The sequence below is a fragment of the Pusillimonas sp. ANT_WB101 genome (assembly GCF_008369125.1).
Lineage (GTDB): Bacteria > Pseudomonadota > Gammaproteobacteria > Burkholderiales > Burkholderiaceae_B > Allopusillimonas.
This window is the reverse complement of record NZ_VOAY01000001.1, coordinates 1,418,920-1,435,831: the sequence shown is the minus strand read 5'-3', so window position 1 is coordinate 1,435,831 and position 16,912 is coordinate 1,418,920. Positions and strand designations below refer to the sequence as shown.

Annotated in this window: 16 protein-coding genes and 1 pseudogene; 2 read left to right on the top strand and 15 right to left on the bottom strand. The window is 54.6% G+C overall.

Annotation, left to right across the window (positions count from 1 at the left end):
• Positions 1-42: 42 nt before the first annotated feature.
• The 8 genes and pseudogenes from FQ179_RS06485 to FQ179_RS06450 all read right to left on the bottom strand — a co-directional run.
• A pseudogene (locus FQ179_RS06485) lies at positions 43-664 on the bottom strand (IS66 family transposase); the annotation flags it as partial.
• A 61-nt stretch (positions 665-725) separates the two neighbouring features.
• Complete coding sequence (locus FQ179_RS06480) at positions 726-1,301, bottom strand: hypothetical protein (RefSeq protein WP_149396401.1); 576 nt, start codon at positions 1,299-1,301, stop codon at positions 726-728.
• Between the two features lie 353 nt (positions 1,302-1,654).
• Positions 1,655-2,146, bottom strand: a complete 492-nt coding sequence (locus FQ179_RS06475) for a hypothetical protein (protein WP_149396400.1) — start codon at positions 2,144-2,146, stop codon at positions 1,655-1,657.
• 270 nt (positions 2,147-2,416) lie between these two features.
• Positions 2,417-4,411, bottom strand: coding sequence for a hypothetical protein (locus FQ179_RS06470; protein WP_149396399.1), 1,995 nt, complete (start codon positions 4,409-4,411; stop codon positions 2,417-2,419).
• A gap of 143 nt (positions 4,412-4,554) precedes the next feature.
• Positions 4,555-4,782: a hypothetical protein gene (locus FQ179_RS06465; protein WP_149396398.1), complete on the bottom strand. Its 228-nt coding sequence runs from the start codon at positions 4,780-4,782 to the stop codon at positions 4,555-4,557.
• 186 nt (positions 4,783-4,968) lie between these two features.
• Entirely contained in the window at positions 4,969-5,466 is a 498-nt protein-coding gene (locus FQ179_RS06460) for a hypothetical protein (protein WP_149396397.1), read from the bottom strand.
• Positions 5,467-6,221: 755 nt separating this feature from the next.
• Complete coding sequence (locus FQ179_RS22635) at positions 6,222-6,581, bottom strand: AlpA family transcriptional regulator (RefSeq protein WP_255474855.1); 360 nt, start codon at positions 6,579-6,581, stop codon at positions 6,222-6,224.
• Positions 6,578-7,630, bottom strand: a complete 1,053-nt coding sequence (locus FQ179_RS06450) for a site-specific integrase (RefSeq protein WP_149396396.1) — start codon at positions 7,628-7,630, stop codon at positions 6,578-6,580. Before FQ179_RS06450 ends, FQ179_RS22635 begins: the two co-directional genes overlap by 4 nt.
• Positions 7,631-8,136: 506 nt before the next feature.
• Between FQ179_RS06450 and argG the strand changes: the two genes are divergently transcribed.
• Positions 8,137-9,474 carry an argininosuccinate synthase gene (gene argG / locus FQ179_RS06445; protein ID WP_149396395.1) on the top strand — a complete coding sequence of 446 codons (1,338 nt, stop codon included), beginning with the start codon at positions 8,137-8,139 and terminating at the stop codon, positions 9,472-9,474.
• 387 nt (positions 9,475-9,861) lie between these two features.
• Here argG and argF read toward each other — a convergent pair whose 3' ends face one another.
• Positions 9,862-10,806, bottom strand: a complete 945-nt coding sequence (gene argF / locus FQ179_RS06440; RefSeq protein WP_149396394.1) for an ornithine carbamoyltransferase — start codon at positions 10,804-10,806, stop codon at positions 9,862-9,864.
• Between the two features lie 190 nt (positions 10,807-10,996).
• Between argF and FQ179_RS06435 the strand changes: the two genes are divergently transcribed.
• Positions 10,997-11,308, top strand: a complete 312-nt coding sequence (locus FQ179_RS06435; protein ID WP_149396393.1) for a DUF3579 domain-containing protein — start codon at positions 10,997-10,999, stop codon at positions 11,306-11,308.
• Positions 11,309-11,340: 32 nt separating this feature from the next.
• Here FQ179_RS06435 and FQ179_RS06430 read toward each other — a convergent pair whose 3' ends face one another.
• From FQ179_RS06430 to kdsB, 6 genes are all read right to left on the bottom strand, one after another.
• Positions 11,341-12,300: a 2-hydroxyacid dehydrogenase gene (locus tag FQ179_RS06430; RefSeq protein WP_149396392.1), complete on the bottom strand. Its 960-nt coding sequence runs from the start codon at positions 12,298-12,300 to the stop codon at positions 11,341-11,343.
• Between the two features lie 150 nt (positions 12,301-12,450).
• Positions 12,451-12,714, bottom strand: a complete 264-nt coding sequence (rpsT, locus tag FQ179_RS06425) for a 30S ribosomal protein S20 (RefSeq protein WP_149396391.1) — start codon at positions 12,712-12,714, stop codon at positions 12,451-12,453.
• Between the two features lie 54 nt (positions 12,715-12,768).
• On the bottom strand, positions 12,769-14,325 hold the full coding sequence (murJ, locus tag FQ179_RS06420; RefSeq protein WP_149396390.1) for a murein biosynthesis integral membrane protein MurJ: 1,557 nt from the start codon (positions 14,323-14,325) through the stop codon (positions 12,769-12,771).
• 12 nt (positions 14,326-14,337) lie between these two features.
• Positions 14,338-15,096 (bottom strand): 3-hydroxyacyl-CoA dehydrogenase, encoded by a 759-nt coding sequence (locus FQ179_RS06415; protein WP_149396389.1) that lies wholly within the window; start codon positions 15,094-15,096, stop codon positions 14,338-14,340.
• A gap of 192 nt (positions 15,097-15,288) precedes the next feature.
• The gene (gene adk / locus FQ179_RS06410) at positions 15,289-15,945 is read right to left on the bottom strand and encodes an adenylate kinase (RefSeq protein WP_149396388.1); all 657 of its coding nucleotides are present in this window, start codon (positions 15,943-15,945) and stop codon (positions 15,289-15,291) included.
• A 98-nt stretch (positions 15,946-16,043) separates the two neighbouring features.
• Positions 16,044-16,808, bottom strand: coding sequence for a 3-deoxy-manno-octulosonate cytidylyltransferase (gene kdsB / locus FQ179_RS06405; protein ID WP_149396387.1), 765 nt, complete (start codon positions 16,806-16,808; stop codon positions 16,044-16,046).
• Between the last annotated feature and the right edge of the window lie 104 nt (positions 16,809-16,912).

The window sequence follows — 16,912 nt, the reverse complement described above, 5'->3', positions numbered from 1 at the left end:
TGACTTTGGCGTTAGCGGGTTTCTTTAAGTCTGGCTTGTGCATTGTTGTTCAATAAAATTATTATCGACCGGGATCTGCCCATCATCCAGGTAACGCGTGAGCGCCACCCAGCGTTTTAGGCTGTAGTCCAATGCTTTGGCCGTTCCCGAGCCATCAGGCACCCCGTAGTCGTTGCGCCAGCATCCACGCATGCAGTTTATCTGCAATCGGTTTGGCCTTTTCCTGGCGGATCCGCCATCGTTCAGTGGCATCCATCGCTTTGGTTTCACGCTCGATCTCGTAGAGCTCGCCGATATAGTCCAGGGCTTGCTTGGCAAGCTGGCTTTGGTTGGCCACATGCAGATCGAAGAGTTTTCGTCTCGCGTGGGCCATACAACCAATTTCTATGATGCCCTGGCTAAACCCGTGTTTGTAGCCCGCGTAATCGTCCACCACCAGATTGCCGCGCCATTCGCCCAGGAACGCGCGAGCGTGCTCCCCAGCACGGCCGGGTGTGAGATCGTAGACAACGGCCTTCATATCTTCAAACACGCCGGGGGCATACGCCCACAGATAGGCACGATGTGTTTGCTTTCCCGTGTCGGGGCGCAGCATCGTGACAGGCGTCTCATCCGCGTGCAGCACATCGTGTTTAAGGATCGCCTCGCGCAGGGCATCGACCAGCCTGTACACGCTCCCGATTGGTCAAGCCTGGCGGCGGGGGGCGCGTCAGCAAGCCGCAAGCTCAGTGTGCGTTTTCGGTTTTGGTTTCGTTTAATGTCGGTAGTGTGCAGGCCTCTGCATCGGCTATAGCCTCGCCTAACAGCTCAGCCTGCACCACCTGAGGGATAGTGAGGATGCCGTCTTTAAGCGTGAGGGCTTCGGCGCGGGGGTCATCCGCCACTGCCTGTTCGGAGCCTGTCAGGAAAGGGTAGGCCCCTTCACCTTGTGCAGTGCGTACCTTCAGGATGAGGGCGAGGGTCTTGTCCATATCTTCCTGCAAGCGGCTTGCAGCCCGTATAAGCGTACCTGTTTGTTGTGGGGTCAGGTGTGTGTCGGCCAGTTGGCGCATTGTCTGATGCCATGCCGTCTCTAGAATCAAGCTTCGAGAGGTCAGGCGGCGAAGCAGAAAGCCCTGTTCATTAAAGCCGTTCTCATCGAAAACGATACCTGCCTGCGCCATCCGCATTTCGTAATCCGTATGTACGCGATCAGGTGGATAGCTGCCGTCGGGTGCGGACAAGTCTGCCAGCGTGAAGGCTGCGGCTTGCTCAGGGTCGGCAGGTAGGCGGTGCAGTTTTTGTTTTTTTGGTTGAAACATGTCTCATTGCTCAAGGAGTGGGCCGTGATCGGCACAATTTTTTGGTTTTGCTCATAATCGGGGTACAGGTGCCGGAGATAGCCCGGAGATCACCGGACATGCTAAAAACCATCTCCGGCCTTTATCCATGCGGGTTACGGAGATGCCGGAGATACATATAGAATTTTAAATAAATAATATATAACCAAGGGGCGACAGACCGCCCAAACACCTGTTCATTCCGTCACCACCACAAACACCGTTTTATGTCCGTTATCTCCGGCATCTCCGTAACCCGCATGGATAGGGCGTTTACGCGCCGGAGATAGCGCCAAGCATCTCCGGTTTCTTCTACGACATCTCCGGAAAAAGCGCTAGTCGCATACTACGCGCCAAACACTGGCGTTTGTCTTGCTATCGCGCTCCGTCACCAGCCTAAAGCCATCGACCGGACACCCTAATACACCTCGAAGGGCGTAACCTAATTGCTTCGCGGAACGCGGTGGCTCCGGCAAGTACTCAACGAGCGCTACACCCAGCGGGTCACTCCCGCCCGCTTCCGCAGATTGATACTTTAAAAACAGGTCACGCGCCGTTAACCCCTCGCCGGTCGTCTCCATCCCCCACGTAGTTAATAACGCTTTTAAGTCAGCTGTGGTTTCCCCATGCTCCATGTAGGCGTTTGTGTCGGCAATGGGGTTTATGAAGCGAGGCTCGGATAGCGATCTCGATTTCGCTTCCAACAGCCCCACCTGTTCAACGGCAAACGCAACCAACCGGCTCCAATGTTCAAAGGAATCTAGCAGGCGTGCTTTTGCAGGTAGGTTCAACGCCCACCGCATCAAAGTGATGGCGGCAGCAATCATGGCTTTGCGGTTTTCCCGTACGTGATCCAGCGGATTTACTACATACTCGCGCCCCCTAGCAGACGGGGGCTCTAGCCAAATCCATATTGTTCGTCGCCCCATATCGGTAGTGAGTGATGGGTTATTTCCGGTCGCCACAAATAACGCCTTATTAGGCAAGTAGCCTAAGGCCACATTACCCCCCAACAGCCTACCGTCGATAAACTCGCTTGTGAGGGTCAGTTCGAGAGTTTGTCCACCAATTCGGTTATCCGCCTGAACATTGTCAAATCAAAGGAAATTACGATTGTCTTTTAGCATCGTTCTTATCTGCTGCTGCCTTTCACGTTGCGCCCGGTCCAGCTCCAAAGCGGGAGTTACCCCGCCCGTTAACGCGCCAACACATTGAGCTAGTAGACTCTTGCCGCTACCAATTGCGTGTGCAGCATATAAAAACATCGGGCAGGTGGGCAAACCTGGACGAACAGCGACCGAAAGTAAAGCAGCGAGATGCGCCCCACGGTCGCCCGCCGCCTTAAACCTGAACTCGTCAAAAGCCTCCCATAAAATCCTGAGTGCTTTCAGAGCGTCATCGTCAGTTGGTTGCTCCGGTATGTTGGGCCAAAGGCCGTCAAGCAAAAACAAAAGTCCCGTTTCTTCGTCATAGCCATCTTTTTGCAGTATCCGCCCGTTCGTCAATAGTAAGGGGTGATCTACAACCGCTTTAAGTGTAGGTAGATAGCTGGGTAACTTTCCAGCCACTCGCGCTGCTAAGCGAGCGCTAACGGGGGCATCTACAAAATCCTTCGCCTTATCGTTGTAGTTGCGAAAACGTATCAACTCATCAAGGCACTGTTCAAAGCCGTCGCGATCATGCTCTTGGAGTTTTCCATCCGCCAAGCTACGCACAACAACCAACCCTTGCCCCCCGGAACCAAGCGCAAACCATTCGCCTGAATCCCGGAGTATTTCCCTGACCTCCCGAACACACTGCACAAGGCGACCCTGTCGGAACTCCATGCTGTAACGTTGTGCAACTAACGCATAGGTTTTGCCACCGTGCTTGTGACTGTGCAGGATGGCAGGCCCATTAAGCAGTCCTAGCCATGCCTTATCGCCTTCCTCCGGCTCTAGCGGATCACATAAGTATGTGCCATGCCATTTTTTGGTATCCCGCAAAATCTCGGCCACCGTTATCTGTTCGCCATCGGCCAAGGTCAATAAAAAATCGCCTGATAGTTCGCCGCGTTCAGTAGCCCGCTGCACTATACGCCTCGCTTCAGATTTAGACACCCCCGTCCTTTCCACAATGGCGTCAGACTCGGCATCTTCATAAGCCGCCTTTTTTACCATCGCTTCTTCATACTTTGCGGCATAGCTAATTGCTTTTGCAGCTTCGATCTTCGCAGCTTCGTCCGGGGTTAAGTCGGGCACGGTCGCGGTATTCAATAAACCGGCACCGAATATCTCGTACGAGCTTTTGTCTTGTCTCAACGGTGCTTTTACTTCTGCACCAGCGGCGAAGTCTAGTCGCTCTGGTTGAGTCATCGCTAAGTCCACGGCGGTGTTTTCCAGTCGCCGTCCGTTGATGGAGATTTTGTGCCAGCCATACCCAGCCAGCCATAATCGCTCGCTGATCAGCTCTACAACTCGCGGGATCTGCGATGCATCATCAACTGCGATGTAGGCCCGTTGCCCTCGCAATCCTTGCAACTCCTCGGCTGTCTCGCTGTTGTATATGAACGATGAAGAACTCGGTGCCCACAAAATCGCAGCCTGCCTCAACTCGGGCATAACCTGGTAAAGCAGCTCGATGAAGGCGACTCGACTTAAGTACGTCCCATCTTCTAGGCCGTCATGGTCGATAGCCGCAATGCCGGGGCCATCAGCCCATTGGAAATACTCGGCCAGCCTACCAATAGCGCCACTTGGTTTGCCTAGTTCAGCCTCTCGCTCTAGCGTCTTTTTGGTGACGATATCGGCATTTCCATTGATGGGGACGCCATACCCTAAGCACTGGTTCGTTGATAGGCCTTTTCGCACCTCTGCAAATTCTTGCAGGCTGGTGACCTCCATAACCTCAACTTTGCCTTTAGCCAGTTGCCCACCGTTCTCTTTATGCAGTTTGCCGTCAACCAAGCTGTACCGCTTAGTAAGGTAATCAGGCACTGTCGCCGTGTACCGGCTGAAGCGAAACACTGGGTTCGTACCAGTATCACCTGCGCTGGAAGTTACTTCTGTACTGCTGTCGGCTTGAATACCGATCTTCTGGTTATGATTTGTCATTAGGACATCCTTATAACAAGCGGGTTAGCAGGCTAAAAGCTAGCCTTAGGGTGTCTCGCAAGTTATAATAGAAGCTAGGACTGCTGCTAAATAACTTACGATTCTAAAGGCTCCGAAGCACCATGCTCCGGGGTCTTTATTCTTTACGGGGTCATCACTGCAATACGCCGCTGCAGCTGGTCTTTTAGGCGCTCAGCCTCCGTATGCAGGCGGCGCAGGTTTTCTACCAGCGCGGCAAGGTGCACAACCTTGAACAAAGAGCAGCGCACAGTCACGGCATCGTCTAACAGCCTGTATGCGGCCAGCACCTCTGACAAATCAGAGGCTTCTTTCAGGCCATCGCCCATCATCAGAGAGTGTTTGTATTGCATCGATCACCCTTTTTAGTATTTTTTATAAGGTGTGCCGGGGGTTGACCCGCCCCGGCTCGGGGTTTCTGTGAAGCCATCGCGACGATGCTTCACTCACGTAATACCAGCCTGTTCCTCATCCCTGCACTGTTGAAGGCTTAAGCCATATAAGGCAGGGCATAGCGACATAGACCGTTTTACGAATTCTTACCAGAATCGTTCTGGCTGGTCGACAAAGCGGTCAAGCGCAGCGTGACTTATTTTCCGTCCCCGCTTTGCCAGCTTTGTCGTGAGGCAATGCAAACGCGGTTTGGCGTGGAACATGCCTCGTGATAGAACCCATTCATTATGAATTTCGCGTTGCGCACGCTTGGGCAGTTTGCACCGTGCGAGCGCCATTTCGGCAGGCTCAAATAGCTGTTGACCGTCGTCCAGTATCAACCGTCCTATCTTCTTGATCAATGCAGCGTCGCTTTCTTGTATGCCATACGCGATGGTTTCAGGCCCACCCAAACGAATTGTTGCATTTAGCGTCAGTAGGTGCGCGGTAATGAGGTCAATTAAGGGTCCGCGCAGCTGAGTGCAGTAAGACTCATAGCCATGCTTCATGGTTAACTCTTCAATCATATCTTCAAGCCGTTGTGAGGCTCGCTCACGACACTGCTGGTAATAGATGATCTGGTCTTGCTGTGCTGAGTCTTGCATATGTCACTCCTTATTATTGTTGTCGTGACTGTGTTGTGACGGGTATCAAAAGTACTACTAAAGCGGCCACAAGTAAGGGCCTGTCAAGCAATTATCAATGAGCAGTCATGAATTGTTCCTTAAAAGATGCTGATTAGAACAGTAGAAGCGCTGATGCGCAGCACTCCGCCGCCCCAATTAAAGGGTATTGATAGCTGACGTGTAAATCCAACCACTGGCGGCGGTTGAACCAACCCTTTATGCGTATGTAAAGCGGTACTCGAGCTGTTGTGAGCTTTTCTTTGCCCATGAGGATTTGCTCCTTCTTATTCTTCGTTGTGGTGGCGTGTACGGCTATTAGATCCTGGACTTCCTCTTAGCGTCAGCCTCGAACTGCTGCATATACACATTTGCCTGCCGCCGGTCAAAGACAGCTGTCCTGCCGATATGGAATACAGGCTTTAGTGTGAAACGGCCGCGGTGCTTGCGCTGGTGCAGCGCGTTAGGGGTCATGCCTAGCATGTGTGCCAAGCGGGCATAGCCATAAATTAAATTGGAGTCGGGATAAGTCATGCAAAAGCCCTTGTGAATTATTTGTTATTAGTCAGGCGCTTATAAATGTGATTGTAACGCAAAATATTCCGCTTATGCAAGCATGTTTTCAAAGCTGGCTGGCCGAGCATTACTCTGGGCCAGCCTTCAAAGAAGACTACTTCATCTTGTTAAAGAACATCGCAGCCGTCGACGTTTTTTAGCCGCCTGCTGCGCTGGTAAAGTTACGCCGCATTCTGCACCTGCAGGGTGTTGGCCCACGCCTGTAAATCAGCGATGCGCCACGCCACTGCACGAGTACCCAGCGTTACTGGCCTTGGGAACGTGCCCGCCGCTATCTTGCGGTAAATCTCAGCCCTCGATATGCCCACCATTGCTGGCAGGTCTTTCATGCGAACGAACAAGGGTGGAGCTGTAGTAGATACAAACATCGGTCTCTGTATTCGCACTCCATCCTTTTGATCTGCGTTTTGATCCGGCGCCAATGCATGCTGTTGCAGGCGTACAGCCAGATTTGCAATATCCTGCTGCTGTGCGATCAATGCAGAGAGCGCGGCCACAAGCCCATCGATATCCCCTTTCATGCGCGGGCCTCCAACGAAGCCAGCTTCACGGCCAGCGTTTCAGCGCGAATATGCGTGTAGCGGCTTAGCATCGATAAACTTTTGTGTCCGCTGATAGCCGCCAGTTCAAGGGAGGATAGTCCGTGTTCGGCCAGCCGCGTCACAGCGCTATGACGCAAGTCATGAAACCGCACATTAGTAAGCCAGTCGGCATCTGCCTGCAGCCCTTGTTCGATGCAGTGCGCCTCATAGTTTTTACGCGCCTTCTTTACGGCAAGTGTCCATCGCTTACTGATGCTGTCAGGCCGAATGTCGAAGATTGCTCCTGTAGGGGGCGTTTTCGTTTTCGGTTTCAATCGCTCAAGGATGCTGATAGCCCCCGGCGCAAGCGGTACCGTACGTGCAAGGCCGTTCTTTGTTATGGGGAAGTGGGCGGTACCATCCTGCAGATCGACGTATTCCCAGCGCAGGGTGGCTAGTTCGCTCAAGCGGGCGGCGGTATGCCATGCAAGGCGGGCAATATGCTTTACGGTTTCGCTTGCGGTAGCAGCAAGCACAGCGTCTAGCTCCCTTGCGCAGACGGTGCGGCTACGGTGGTTCGTTATCTTGAGCTTTGATATGCGCAGTAGGGGGTTATCCAGTTCTTGATGGCCCCATTCCTTAATCGCTGTGTTGTATAGATGGGATAGCACGGATAAGCGGCGCTGCACGGTAGCTGGGCTTAAACTTTGCGCCCACTGATCCCGCAGGCGGGCTAATTCGTCAGGCCGTATTTGGTCTAATGGCTTACGTGCAAGTGGCAGGCGGGCCAAGGCATTGATCAAGTAGGCTTCTTTGACCGCCCCCCGTTTTGCAGCGGTTACCTTCTTGGCATAATCGGCCAAGGCTTGCGCCAGTGTGGGGAGTTCTCTTTTGCCGAAGTCATAGACACCCCGGTTGATTTCATCCTCCACCTGCACCGCCCACACTTGAGCAGCGCGGCGATCATTGAAGGTACGATGTAAGCAGGGGAAGCCTAGGACGCGAACACGAACGCTGTACTTGCCGTTACGCTTTGAGATGGTTGCCATGCAAATCACCTTGACGGTAATTTGGCGCTGTGGTGGAGCAGGCTGGGGATCGGGTTGAGCCTAAATCGTTGTGAGCCGCTTAAATAAAGGCTTTCAAGAGTTCGATTAGGCTAAGACCTTCGCATTGCGAACGCGACGCTCTCCCAGCTGAGCTACGTCCCCTGAACCGATATTCTACAAGCTTTTAGCTTCGGTGGGCGTCACTGGGAACTATATAGATCAACAGGTTAGGGCGCATAGTTGCTGCCAGCACAGGCCAGATAATTTAACAAGATATCGGAAAGATTCCGGACAAGCAATAGGGTGGCACCACATGCGTATTTATGCGGCTTAAGGGCGCCCTGCATTTGCCGCTTATAAGTTGAAGACTGCGATTTCGTGTGGCCCAACATGGCTGCAAGGAAGGGTAGAGTTTACCGCCCAACCAGCCCCAACGGGCAGTGTCTGGCGCAGGGCCTTATAATGTCGGGTTAGAAAAAACTCTCTGTACAAGGCCTGCATAACTCATGACAACCATACTCGAAGACGTTCCCGTCGGCCAGAAGGTCGGCATCGCATTTTCTGGCGGGCTGGACACCAGTGCCGCGCTGCTTTGGATGCGCAATAAAGGCTCCATACCCTACGCCTACACGGCCAACCTGGGTCAGCCTGATGAAACCGACTATGACAGCATTCCGCGTCGTGCCAAAGAGTACGGTGCTGAAGATGCACGCCTTGTAGATTGCCGGCCCCAATTGGCGGCTGAAGGCATTGCTGCCTTGCAGTGTGGTGCGTTCCATATTTCTACCGCAGGTGTTACGTACTTCAATACCACCCCCATCGGGCGGGCAGTTACCGGCACCATGCTGGTTGCAGCCATGAAAGAAGACGACGTCAACATCTGGGGTGATGGCAGCACCTTTAAGGGCAATGACATCGAGCGGTTTTACCGTTATGGCCTGCTGACTAACCCTGATCTCAAAATCTACAAGCCATGGCTTGATCAAACCTTTATTGACGAGCTGGGCGGTCGCTCCGAAATGTCTGAGTACATGCGGGCGGCAGGGTTTGACTACAAAATGTCATCCGAGAAGGCATATTCCACCGATTCCAACATGCTGGGTGCCACGCACGAAGCCAAAGACCTTGAATACCTCAACACGGGCATCAAGATTGTGCAGCCCATTATGGGTGTGGCGTTCTGGCGTGATGACGTTGAAGTCAAGGCCGAAGAAGTGCGGGTACGCTTTGAAGAAGGCCAGCCTGTTGCGTTAAACGGCAAAACCTTTACTGACAGCGTCAGCCTTATGCTCGAAGCCAACCGCATCGGTGGCCGGCATGGCCTGGGCATGAGCGACCAGATCGAAAACCGTATTATCGAAGCCAAAAGCCGCGGCATCTACGAAGCTCCGGGCATGGCACTGCTTTATATTGCGTACGAGCGTCTGTTGTCAGGCATCCATAACGAAGACACCATTGAACAGTACCGCATCAATGGCCTGCGTCTGGGTCGTCTGCTGTACCAGGGCCGCTGGTTTGACCCACAATCCATCATGTTGCGCGAAACGGCCCAGCGCTGGGTGGCGCGTGCCATCACGGGTGAAGTCACCATCGAACTGCGGCGCGGCAATGATTACTCCATACTCAATACCGAGTCTGACAATCTTACGTACAAGGCCGAACGCCTTACGATGGAGAAGGGCGAGTCAACCTTCTCGCCACGCGACCGCATCGGCCAGCTCACCATGCGCAACCTCGACATTGTCGATACGCGTGAAAAACTCATCACATACACCAAGGCTGGCTTGCTGGCACCCTCTGACAGCTCGGCACTGCCGCAGCTCAAAGGCAAAGAAAACGAGTAAGTGGTTTGCGGCGCTTAGCAGCCGCCCTGCTACAAAGCTAAAGCGCGGCCTGCTCCATATGGGGCTGCCGCAAACAAAACGCCCCAAAGACCTGTTTGACAGTCTTTGGGGCGTTTTTGTGTGGAAGGCACTGCCTGTGTGTGTTTGGCAGCTTAGCAAAAGACCGCATGTTCTGTAGATTACGCGGTTGTTTACTTGCGAGCGACGTGTGGTGCTGATTTGTCTTGATTTGTATTGCTGCCGCCGGATGAACCGACGGGCACGATATTGCAATAGACAGCGCGCCGCTACAGGTAGAAAAGTTGATAAGCTAATACACGGTGCACAGCGTTTGCCACTGAACACTTGCCTGTGGCGTCAGCAACAACGCGCGCTCAATGTTCCGCCTTAATCTTCAATTTTGCCCAGCAGCAAAAACTCCATCAACGCTTTTTGCACATGCAGACGGTTTTCAGCCTCATCCCACACCACGCTTTGCGGTCCGTCGATAACATCACCGGTAACCTCTTCACCACGGTGGGCAGGCAGGCAATGCATGAAAATGGCCTTGGGGTCGGCGGCGGCCATCATTTCGGCGTCAACACACCAGTCGGCAAACGCTTTGCGGCGTTCTTCGTTTTCGTCTTCGTAACCCATGCTGGTCCACACGTCAGTGGTGACCAGATGCGCGCCGCGGCAGGCTTCCATAGGGTCGGCATACTCTTGCAGTACGCTGGACGTTACCGGGCCTACGCGTTGTGGGTCAAGTTTGTAGCCGTTGGGGGCCGACACATGCAGGCAAAAGCCCAGTAGCTCAGCCGCCTGTAGCCAGGTGTACGCCATATTGTTGGCGTCACCGATCCAGGCAATGGTTTTGCCCTGTATGGGGCCGGCGTGCTCGATAAAGGTAAAGATGTCGGCCAGGATCTGGCAGGGGTGGTACTCGTTGGTCAGGCCATTGATAACCGGTACGCGCGAGTGTGCGGCGAAGCGTTCGATACGGCTTTGCTCAAACGTACGGATCATGACCAGATCAACCATGCGCGAGATGACACGTGCGGTGTCTTCAATGGGCTCAGAGCGGCCCAGCTGCGAATCGTTGGTCGTCAGATGGATGACAGACCCACCCAATTGGTACATGCCTGCTTCGAACGAAACCCGTGTGCGTGTGCTGGCTTTCTCGAACACCATGGCCAGGTTGCGGTCATGCAGAGTGTGGTGCGGCTGATAGCGCTTGAATTTGTCTTTGATTAGACGGGCGCGATCCAGTACATACTGTATCTCTGTGGTGGAAAAATCGCGAAATTGCAGAAAATGCCGCAAGGGGCCAGTGTGCGATGAGGCGTCCGACATAAGTTACCCTGAGTAAAAGGCTAATCTTACCCTGTCGCGGTAGAGTTCGGCCAGCATCCGGCGTGGCGATAGATTACAATCCACGGCGCGGGGTGTCTGATACAGCAGCCGGTAGCCTTCTCCAGTGCGTGCCTGTTGCTGCAAAAACCCCGGGCGCCTCAAAAGGGCGGTTATTTGTTCCTGGAAGTTTATGACACAGTGTGTACAGCAGTTGGTGATTCACGGCCTCACAAAAGAGGGCCAGCGTTTTCGCCCAAGCGATTGGGCTGAGCGTCTTGCTGGCGTAATGTCCCAGTTCAGGCCCGCAGGTTCGATCGCTGACCACCTGACGTATTCCCCGTATGTTGTGCCGATGCTTGTCGATGGCATACGCTGCGTTGTCGTCGATGCCCGCTTGCGCGAGCTTGAGCCTCTGGCGTGGAAGTTTGTCTGTGACTTTGCCACAGACAACCACCTGCAGACCTCAGAGCAGCAGTTGCAACTACAGTCGTCTTCGGCCTGAGGCGGTTTTACGCTTATAGCCCGTTTTCAGGCTTATAGCGTCGGTATCGGCGTTTTTACTTTGCCTGTTGTGGCATAGGCATCGACGTTATCGAACACCAGTTCTGCCATGGCGATGCGCGTTTCGACCGTCGCGCTGGCAATGTGGGGTGCCAGCAGCACGTTATCCATGGTTTTAAGCGCGTCGGGTACTTTGGGCTCTTCTTCATAAACGTCAAGGCCTGCGCCGCCCACTACGCCATCTTGCAATGCCTGCACCAATGCGGCTTCGTCAATGACGGAACCGCGCGAAATATTGATGAGAATGCCTTTAGGGCCTAGTGCTTTGAGCACTTTGGCGTCAATTAGCCCGCGGGTGGTCGGGCCGCCTACCGTGGCAATAACAAGAAAGTCAGCCCACTGCGCGAGTTCATGAAGCGAGGGCTCGTAGCCCAGCTTGGTGTCGTTGCGTGGCTTGCGGTTATGGTAGCGGATCTCCATGTCAAAGCCCGCCGCGCGCTGGGCAATGGCCAGGCCTATGCGGCCCAGGCCAACAATACCCAGTTTCTTGTGGCTAACCTTTACCCCCAGCGGAAAGCGTGTGCCAGAACCCCACAGGTTGTCGCGTACGTAGCGATCTGCATAGCCAAGGTTCCGGGCCGTAGCCAGCAACAAGCCAAAGGCGTGGTCGGCCACACAGTCGTCTAGCACGTCAGGGGTATTGCTGACCTGTATGCCTTTTTGCTGGGCGTGTTTTACGTCTATGGAGTCATACCCTACACCAAAGCTGCAGATAGCCCGCAGGTTTGGGAACTGGTCAATAAGGTCGGCCGGTGTAGATTGAGTGGCACTGGTAACCATTACCACAGCCTCGTCGCGCACGGCAGCGATAGCGGCGTCATTGTCAGACCCATTTTTGAGCTGAACGACGTTGTAATGTTTTGCGAGTTTTGCTTCAGTATCGGCGTGGACAATCGCCGCAAGTTGGATAAGTGTTGGTTTTTTATTGGTCATGGTTCTTGGTAATGGATGGGGTTGTCTTCTTAAAGACTATACCTTAGCTTAACGCATTACCAAAAAAAAACAGGACGCTAGAGCGTCCTGTTTTTATTCGCCGGCAAGAGGCCAGCGTGCAACCTTGCCGATCAAACCGTTACAGCAATCTTAGGCTATTGCTTTGACTGCAGCAGCAAGACGGCTTTTATGGCGAGCCGCCTTGTTTTTGTGAATGATGTTTTTGTCGGCAATGCGATCAATGACGCTGGTGGTTTTACGCAACACGTCAGTAGCAGCTTCTTTGTCACCGGCTTCAATAGCCTGGCGAACGCGCTTGATCGAAGTGCGCAGCATGGAGCGCAGGCTGGAATTGTGCTTGTTAAGCTGCACCGATTGGCGCGCGCGCTTACGGGCTTGGGCGGTATTGGCCATTTATTAGGTAATCCGTATTAGTAAGGTTTGTTCGGCAAAGACCGCTATTCTAAATTATTTGGCCCGTCGTGTAAAGTCAATCGGCCTAAACCCACATATAAACAGCAGGCTGAAGTAGGTAACGAGGCAGGCAAGCATCACTGCTGCCAGCCATAACGCTCTTTGTCCGGGGTGAGCGCCAAGCGCTACCCAGTTTAGCGTTTGCCCCACATACCACAGCAAACCAGCCAAGCCTGCCAGTGCAGGCACAATGCGCAGCCCAAAGCGTAGCCAGCCTGGCCTGGGCGTATACATGCCACGTCGACGCAGCATTACGACGAGGAATAGGGCGTTGGTGATGGCGCCCAGCCCGATGGAAAGCGCCAAACCCGCATGCGCAAAAATGGGTACAAAAATGAGGTTAAACGCTTGCGTCAGTATGAGCACGAATATGGCGATTTTGACGGGAGTGCGTATATCTTGCTTGGCGTAAAAGCCCGGGCCCAGTATTTTGATGGCCAGCAGCCCAATAAGGCCGGTTGAATATGCCATAACGGCTATACGGGTTTGCATGACATCATGCGCGCTAAAGGCCCCGTAATTGAACAGCGTGGCCACCAGCCCGTCAGAAAGCATGGCCAGGCCCAGCGCTGCCGGCAGCCCCAGCAGAAACACCATGCGCAGGCCCCAGTCTAGCAACGCGTTATAGCCGGCATGATCTTGCCTGGCATGTGCAGCGGAAAGCGTGGGCAGTAAAACAGTGCCCAACGCCACCCCCAGCAATGCAGTAGGAAACTCCATCAGCCTGTCGGCAAACGACAGCCAGGTTACGCTGCCTGGTGTCAGCCAGGTTGCAATATTGGTGTTGATCAATAGTGAAATCTGAGCAACCGAGACACCCAGAATGGCGGGCATCATTTGGCGCAGTATGCGTTGCACGAAGGGGTCTTGCCATGCCTGCCCCACGCGCAGCGAATAGCGCGGAAGCAGTTTTAGTTTGGCCAGCGCCGACCACTGCACCACTAGTTGCAGGGTTCCGCCTATCATCACGCCCACTGCCAGCGCGTAAATGGGGGTGTCAAAGTAGTTGACCAGAAAGAGGGCGGCCGCGATCATGGACAGGTTGAGCAGCACGGGCGTAAGCGCCGGTACGGCAAAACGACTCCAGGTATTGAGCACGCCCGAGGCAAACGCCACAAGCGACATGCAGATGATGTACGGAAACATCAACCTAGTCATCCACACGGCGGCTTCAAACTCTGTTTGGCGTGCGGCAGTTCGCATGCCGCTGGCCATGGCGCTTACCACCCATGGAGAAGCCAGCATGCCCAGCGCGGTGACAATCATTAGCGCAACGGTAAGCAGTAGCGCCACCCGATCGAGCAAAATTTGTACATCGCTGGCGCTGCGGGTATTGCGCGCCTCGCCCAATATGGGCACAAACGCCTGCGCAAATGCGCCTTCGGCAAACAGGCGACGCAGCAGGTTGGGTATGCGGAAAGCCACCCAAAATGCGTCGGTCAGCGGCCCTGCGCCAAACGTGCTCGCAATGAGCACATCGCGAACCAGGCCGGTTATACGTGAAATCAGCGTAAAACTGCTGACTGTAGCCGCTGAACGAAGCAAGCTCATAAAATGGTCAGCTTATCTCGGCGCCATGCGGATGGCACCATCCAGACGAATCGTTTCACCATTGAGCATTTCATTGATGATGATGCTGTGCACCAGCTTGGCGTAGTCGTCGGGGCGACCAAGGCGTGAGGGGAAGGGCACGCTGGCAGCCAGGCTGTCCTGAACTTCTTGGGGCATGCCAAACAGCATGGGTGTGCCAAAAATGCCGGGAGCAATGGTGACGCAGCGAATGCCCAGCTTTGACAGATCACGCGCCACAGGCAGCGTCATGCCGGCAACACCTGCCTTGGACGATGCATAGGCGGCCTGACCGATCTGGCCATCAAAGGCGGCAACAGAGGCTGTGTTGATGATGACGCCGCGTTCGCCGGTAGATTCTGGCGTGTTCTCGCTCATGGCCTGGGCTGCCAGACGTGTCATGTTGAACGTGCCGACCAGGTTGATCATGACCACTTTCTTGAACAGGTCTAGCGGGTGGGGGCCGTTTTTGCCGACGGTACGGGTAGCAGGTGCAACGCCTGCGCAGTTGATCAGTCCAAACAGCGGCCCAACCTTTTGAGCTGCGGCAATAACGGCCAGGCCGTCGGCTTCTTCGGTTACGTCGCAATGCACAAAGGTTTGACCCAGTTCGGCGGCAAGCTTTTCGCCCGCTTCATCCTGAACATCGGCAAGCACAACGCGAGCGCCGTTTTCGACTAGCATGCGGGCAGTGCCTGCCCCTAAACCCGATGCGCCGCCGGTAATAACAAATACTTTATCTTTGATATCCATGTCTGTCTCTAAAAGCCTCTTATGGGTGGAAAACAAATCATGCCGCCGACCAGTTCAGCAACACCGAGTGCCTGGCACTGGGTGACTGAACTGGCTGTGGGCGGCTGCCTGCAGCACGTACTGAATTGAATCGTCTGCGACAGGGCCCGGCACACCTTGCCGGCCAGGCCCTGCCGCAGACAAGTCAGGTGCTTAGGCTTTGAACGCCTCGAGTATGCGCTCGCGGATTTCATCGACGGCACCCAGACCGGAAAGCTGTCGGTAGGCGGGTGCGGCGGCGTCGCCAGAGTTGGCCCAGCCGGAGTAGTAGTCAACCAGCGGACGTGTCTGCTCGCGATAAACGGTCAGGCGTTTGCGAACCGTTTCTTCAAGGTCGTCGTCGCGCTGCACCAGCGGTTCGCCGGTTATGTCGTCAACATCGGGCGTCTTTGGTGGGTTGAACTTGACGTGGTAACTGCGCCCGCTTGCCGGGTGCACGCGTCGGCCACTCATTCGTTCGATAATGTTTTCTTCGGGCACCACAATTTCGATTACGTAATCGAGCTTGATCCCGGCTTCTTTAAGGGCATCAGCCTGCGGAATTGTGCGCGGGAAGCCGTCAAACAGGTAGCCCTGCTCGCAATCGGGTTGTGTAAGGCGGTCTTTGACCAGCCCAATGATGATTTCGTCGGAAACCAGGCCGCCAGCGTCCATGATTTTTTTGGCTTCAATGCCCAGCGGCGTCTGAGCCTTGACGGCTGCGCGCAGCATGTCGCCCGTGGAGATCTGCGGGATACCAAATTTTTGTGTAATAAAGGCTGCCTGGGTGCCTTTTCCCGCACCGGGAGGACCGAGCAATATCAGTCGCATGAAGTTTCTCCTATTGATTGATTTTATAAAAACGGATTATATGCCGCGACGCAGCAATGCAGATCTGGCCACCGCGCTAAACCATGTGGGACATGGCTTTATAACCGATTTAAGAACGCAGCCCGCACCCGTTCAAGGTCTTCGGGCGTGTCGACACCCGGCGCAGGTGGTGCGTCAGTAACCTCTACGGCAATGATGTAGCCATTTTCCAGAGCGCGCAGCTGTTCGAGTGCTTCAAAGGTTTCAAGCGGCCCTACCGGAAGCACCGGAAACTTAGCCAGAAACGAGGCGCGGTAGGCATAAAGGCCAATGTGGTGCAGCGCAGGCAGGCCAGCGGCAAGCGTGTGCTCTTTGGCAGCCAGGGCGTCGCGCGCCCATGGAATCGGTGCTCGCGAAAAATAAAGAGCGCGACGGTCACGGGTGCAGACCACTTTTACGGCATTGGGGTTGAACAGGGTGTCTGCGTCAGTAATGGGCGAGGCACAGGTGGCGATGGCGGCATCGGGCACACTTTGCAGCAGCTTAGCCACCATGTCGATCAGCGCAGGGTCAATCAGCGGCTCGTCGCCCTGAACGTTCACAACAATGTCGTCGGGAGCCAGCGTCAACAGGCTCGCAACTTCTGCCAGGCGATCTGTGCCCGTGGCATGGTCGCCACGCGTCAGAATAGTTTCAATGCCGTGAAGTTGTGCGGCAATCATGACGCGATGGTCGTCGGTGGCCACAATAACGCGGCTCGCACCAGAACGTGCAGCCTGTTCGGCTGTTCTCACCACCATGGGTTTACCGCCAATGTCTTTGAGCGGTTTGTCCGGCAGACGCGTGGATTTTGCGCGGGCAGGGATGACGGCAATAAACGTCATGGCTGCTCGTTTTTGCCTGCTGGCTGGTTGCTCGTGGATTGATCTGAAGCCGGAGTTTCAGGCGCGGTGTCGGCAGGCGATGACGGCGATTTGCCGGCATGCGT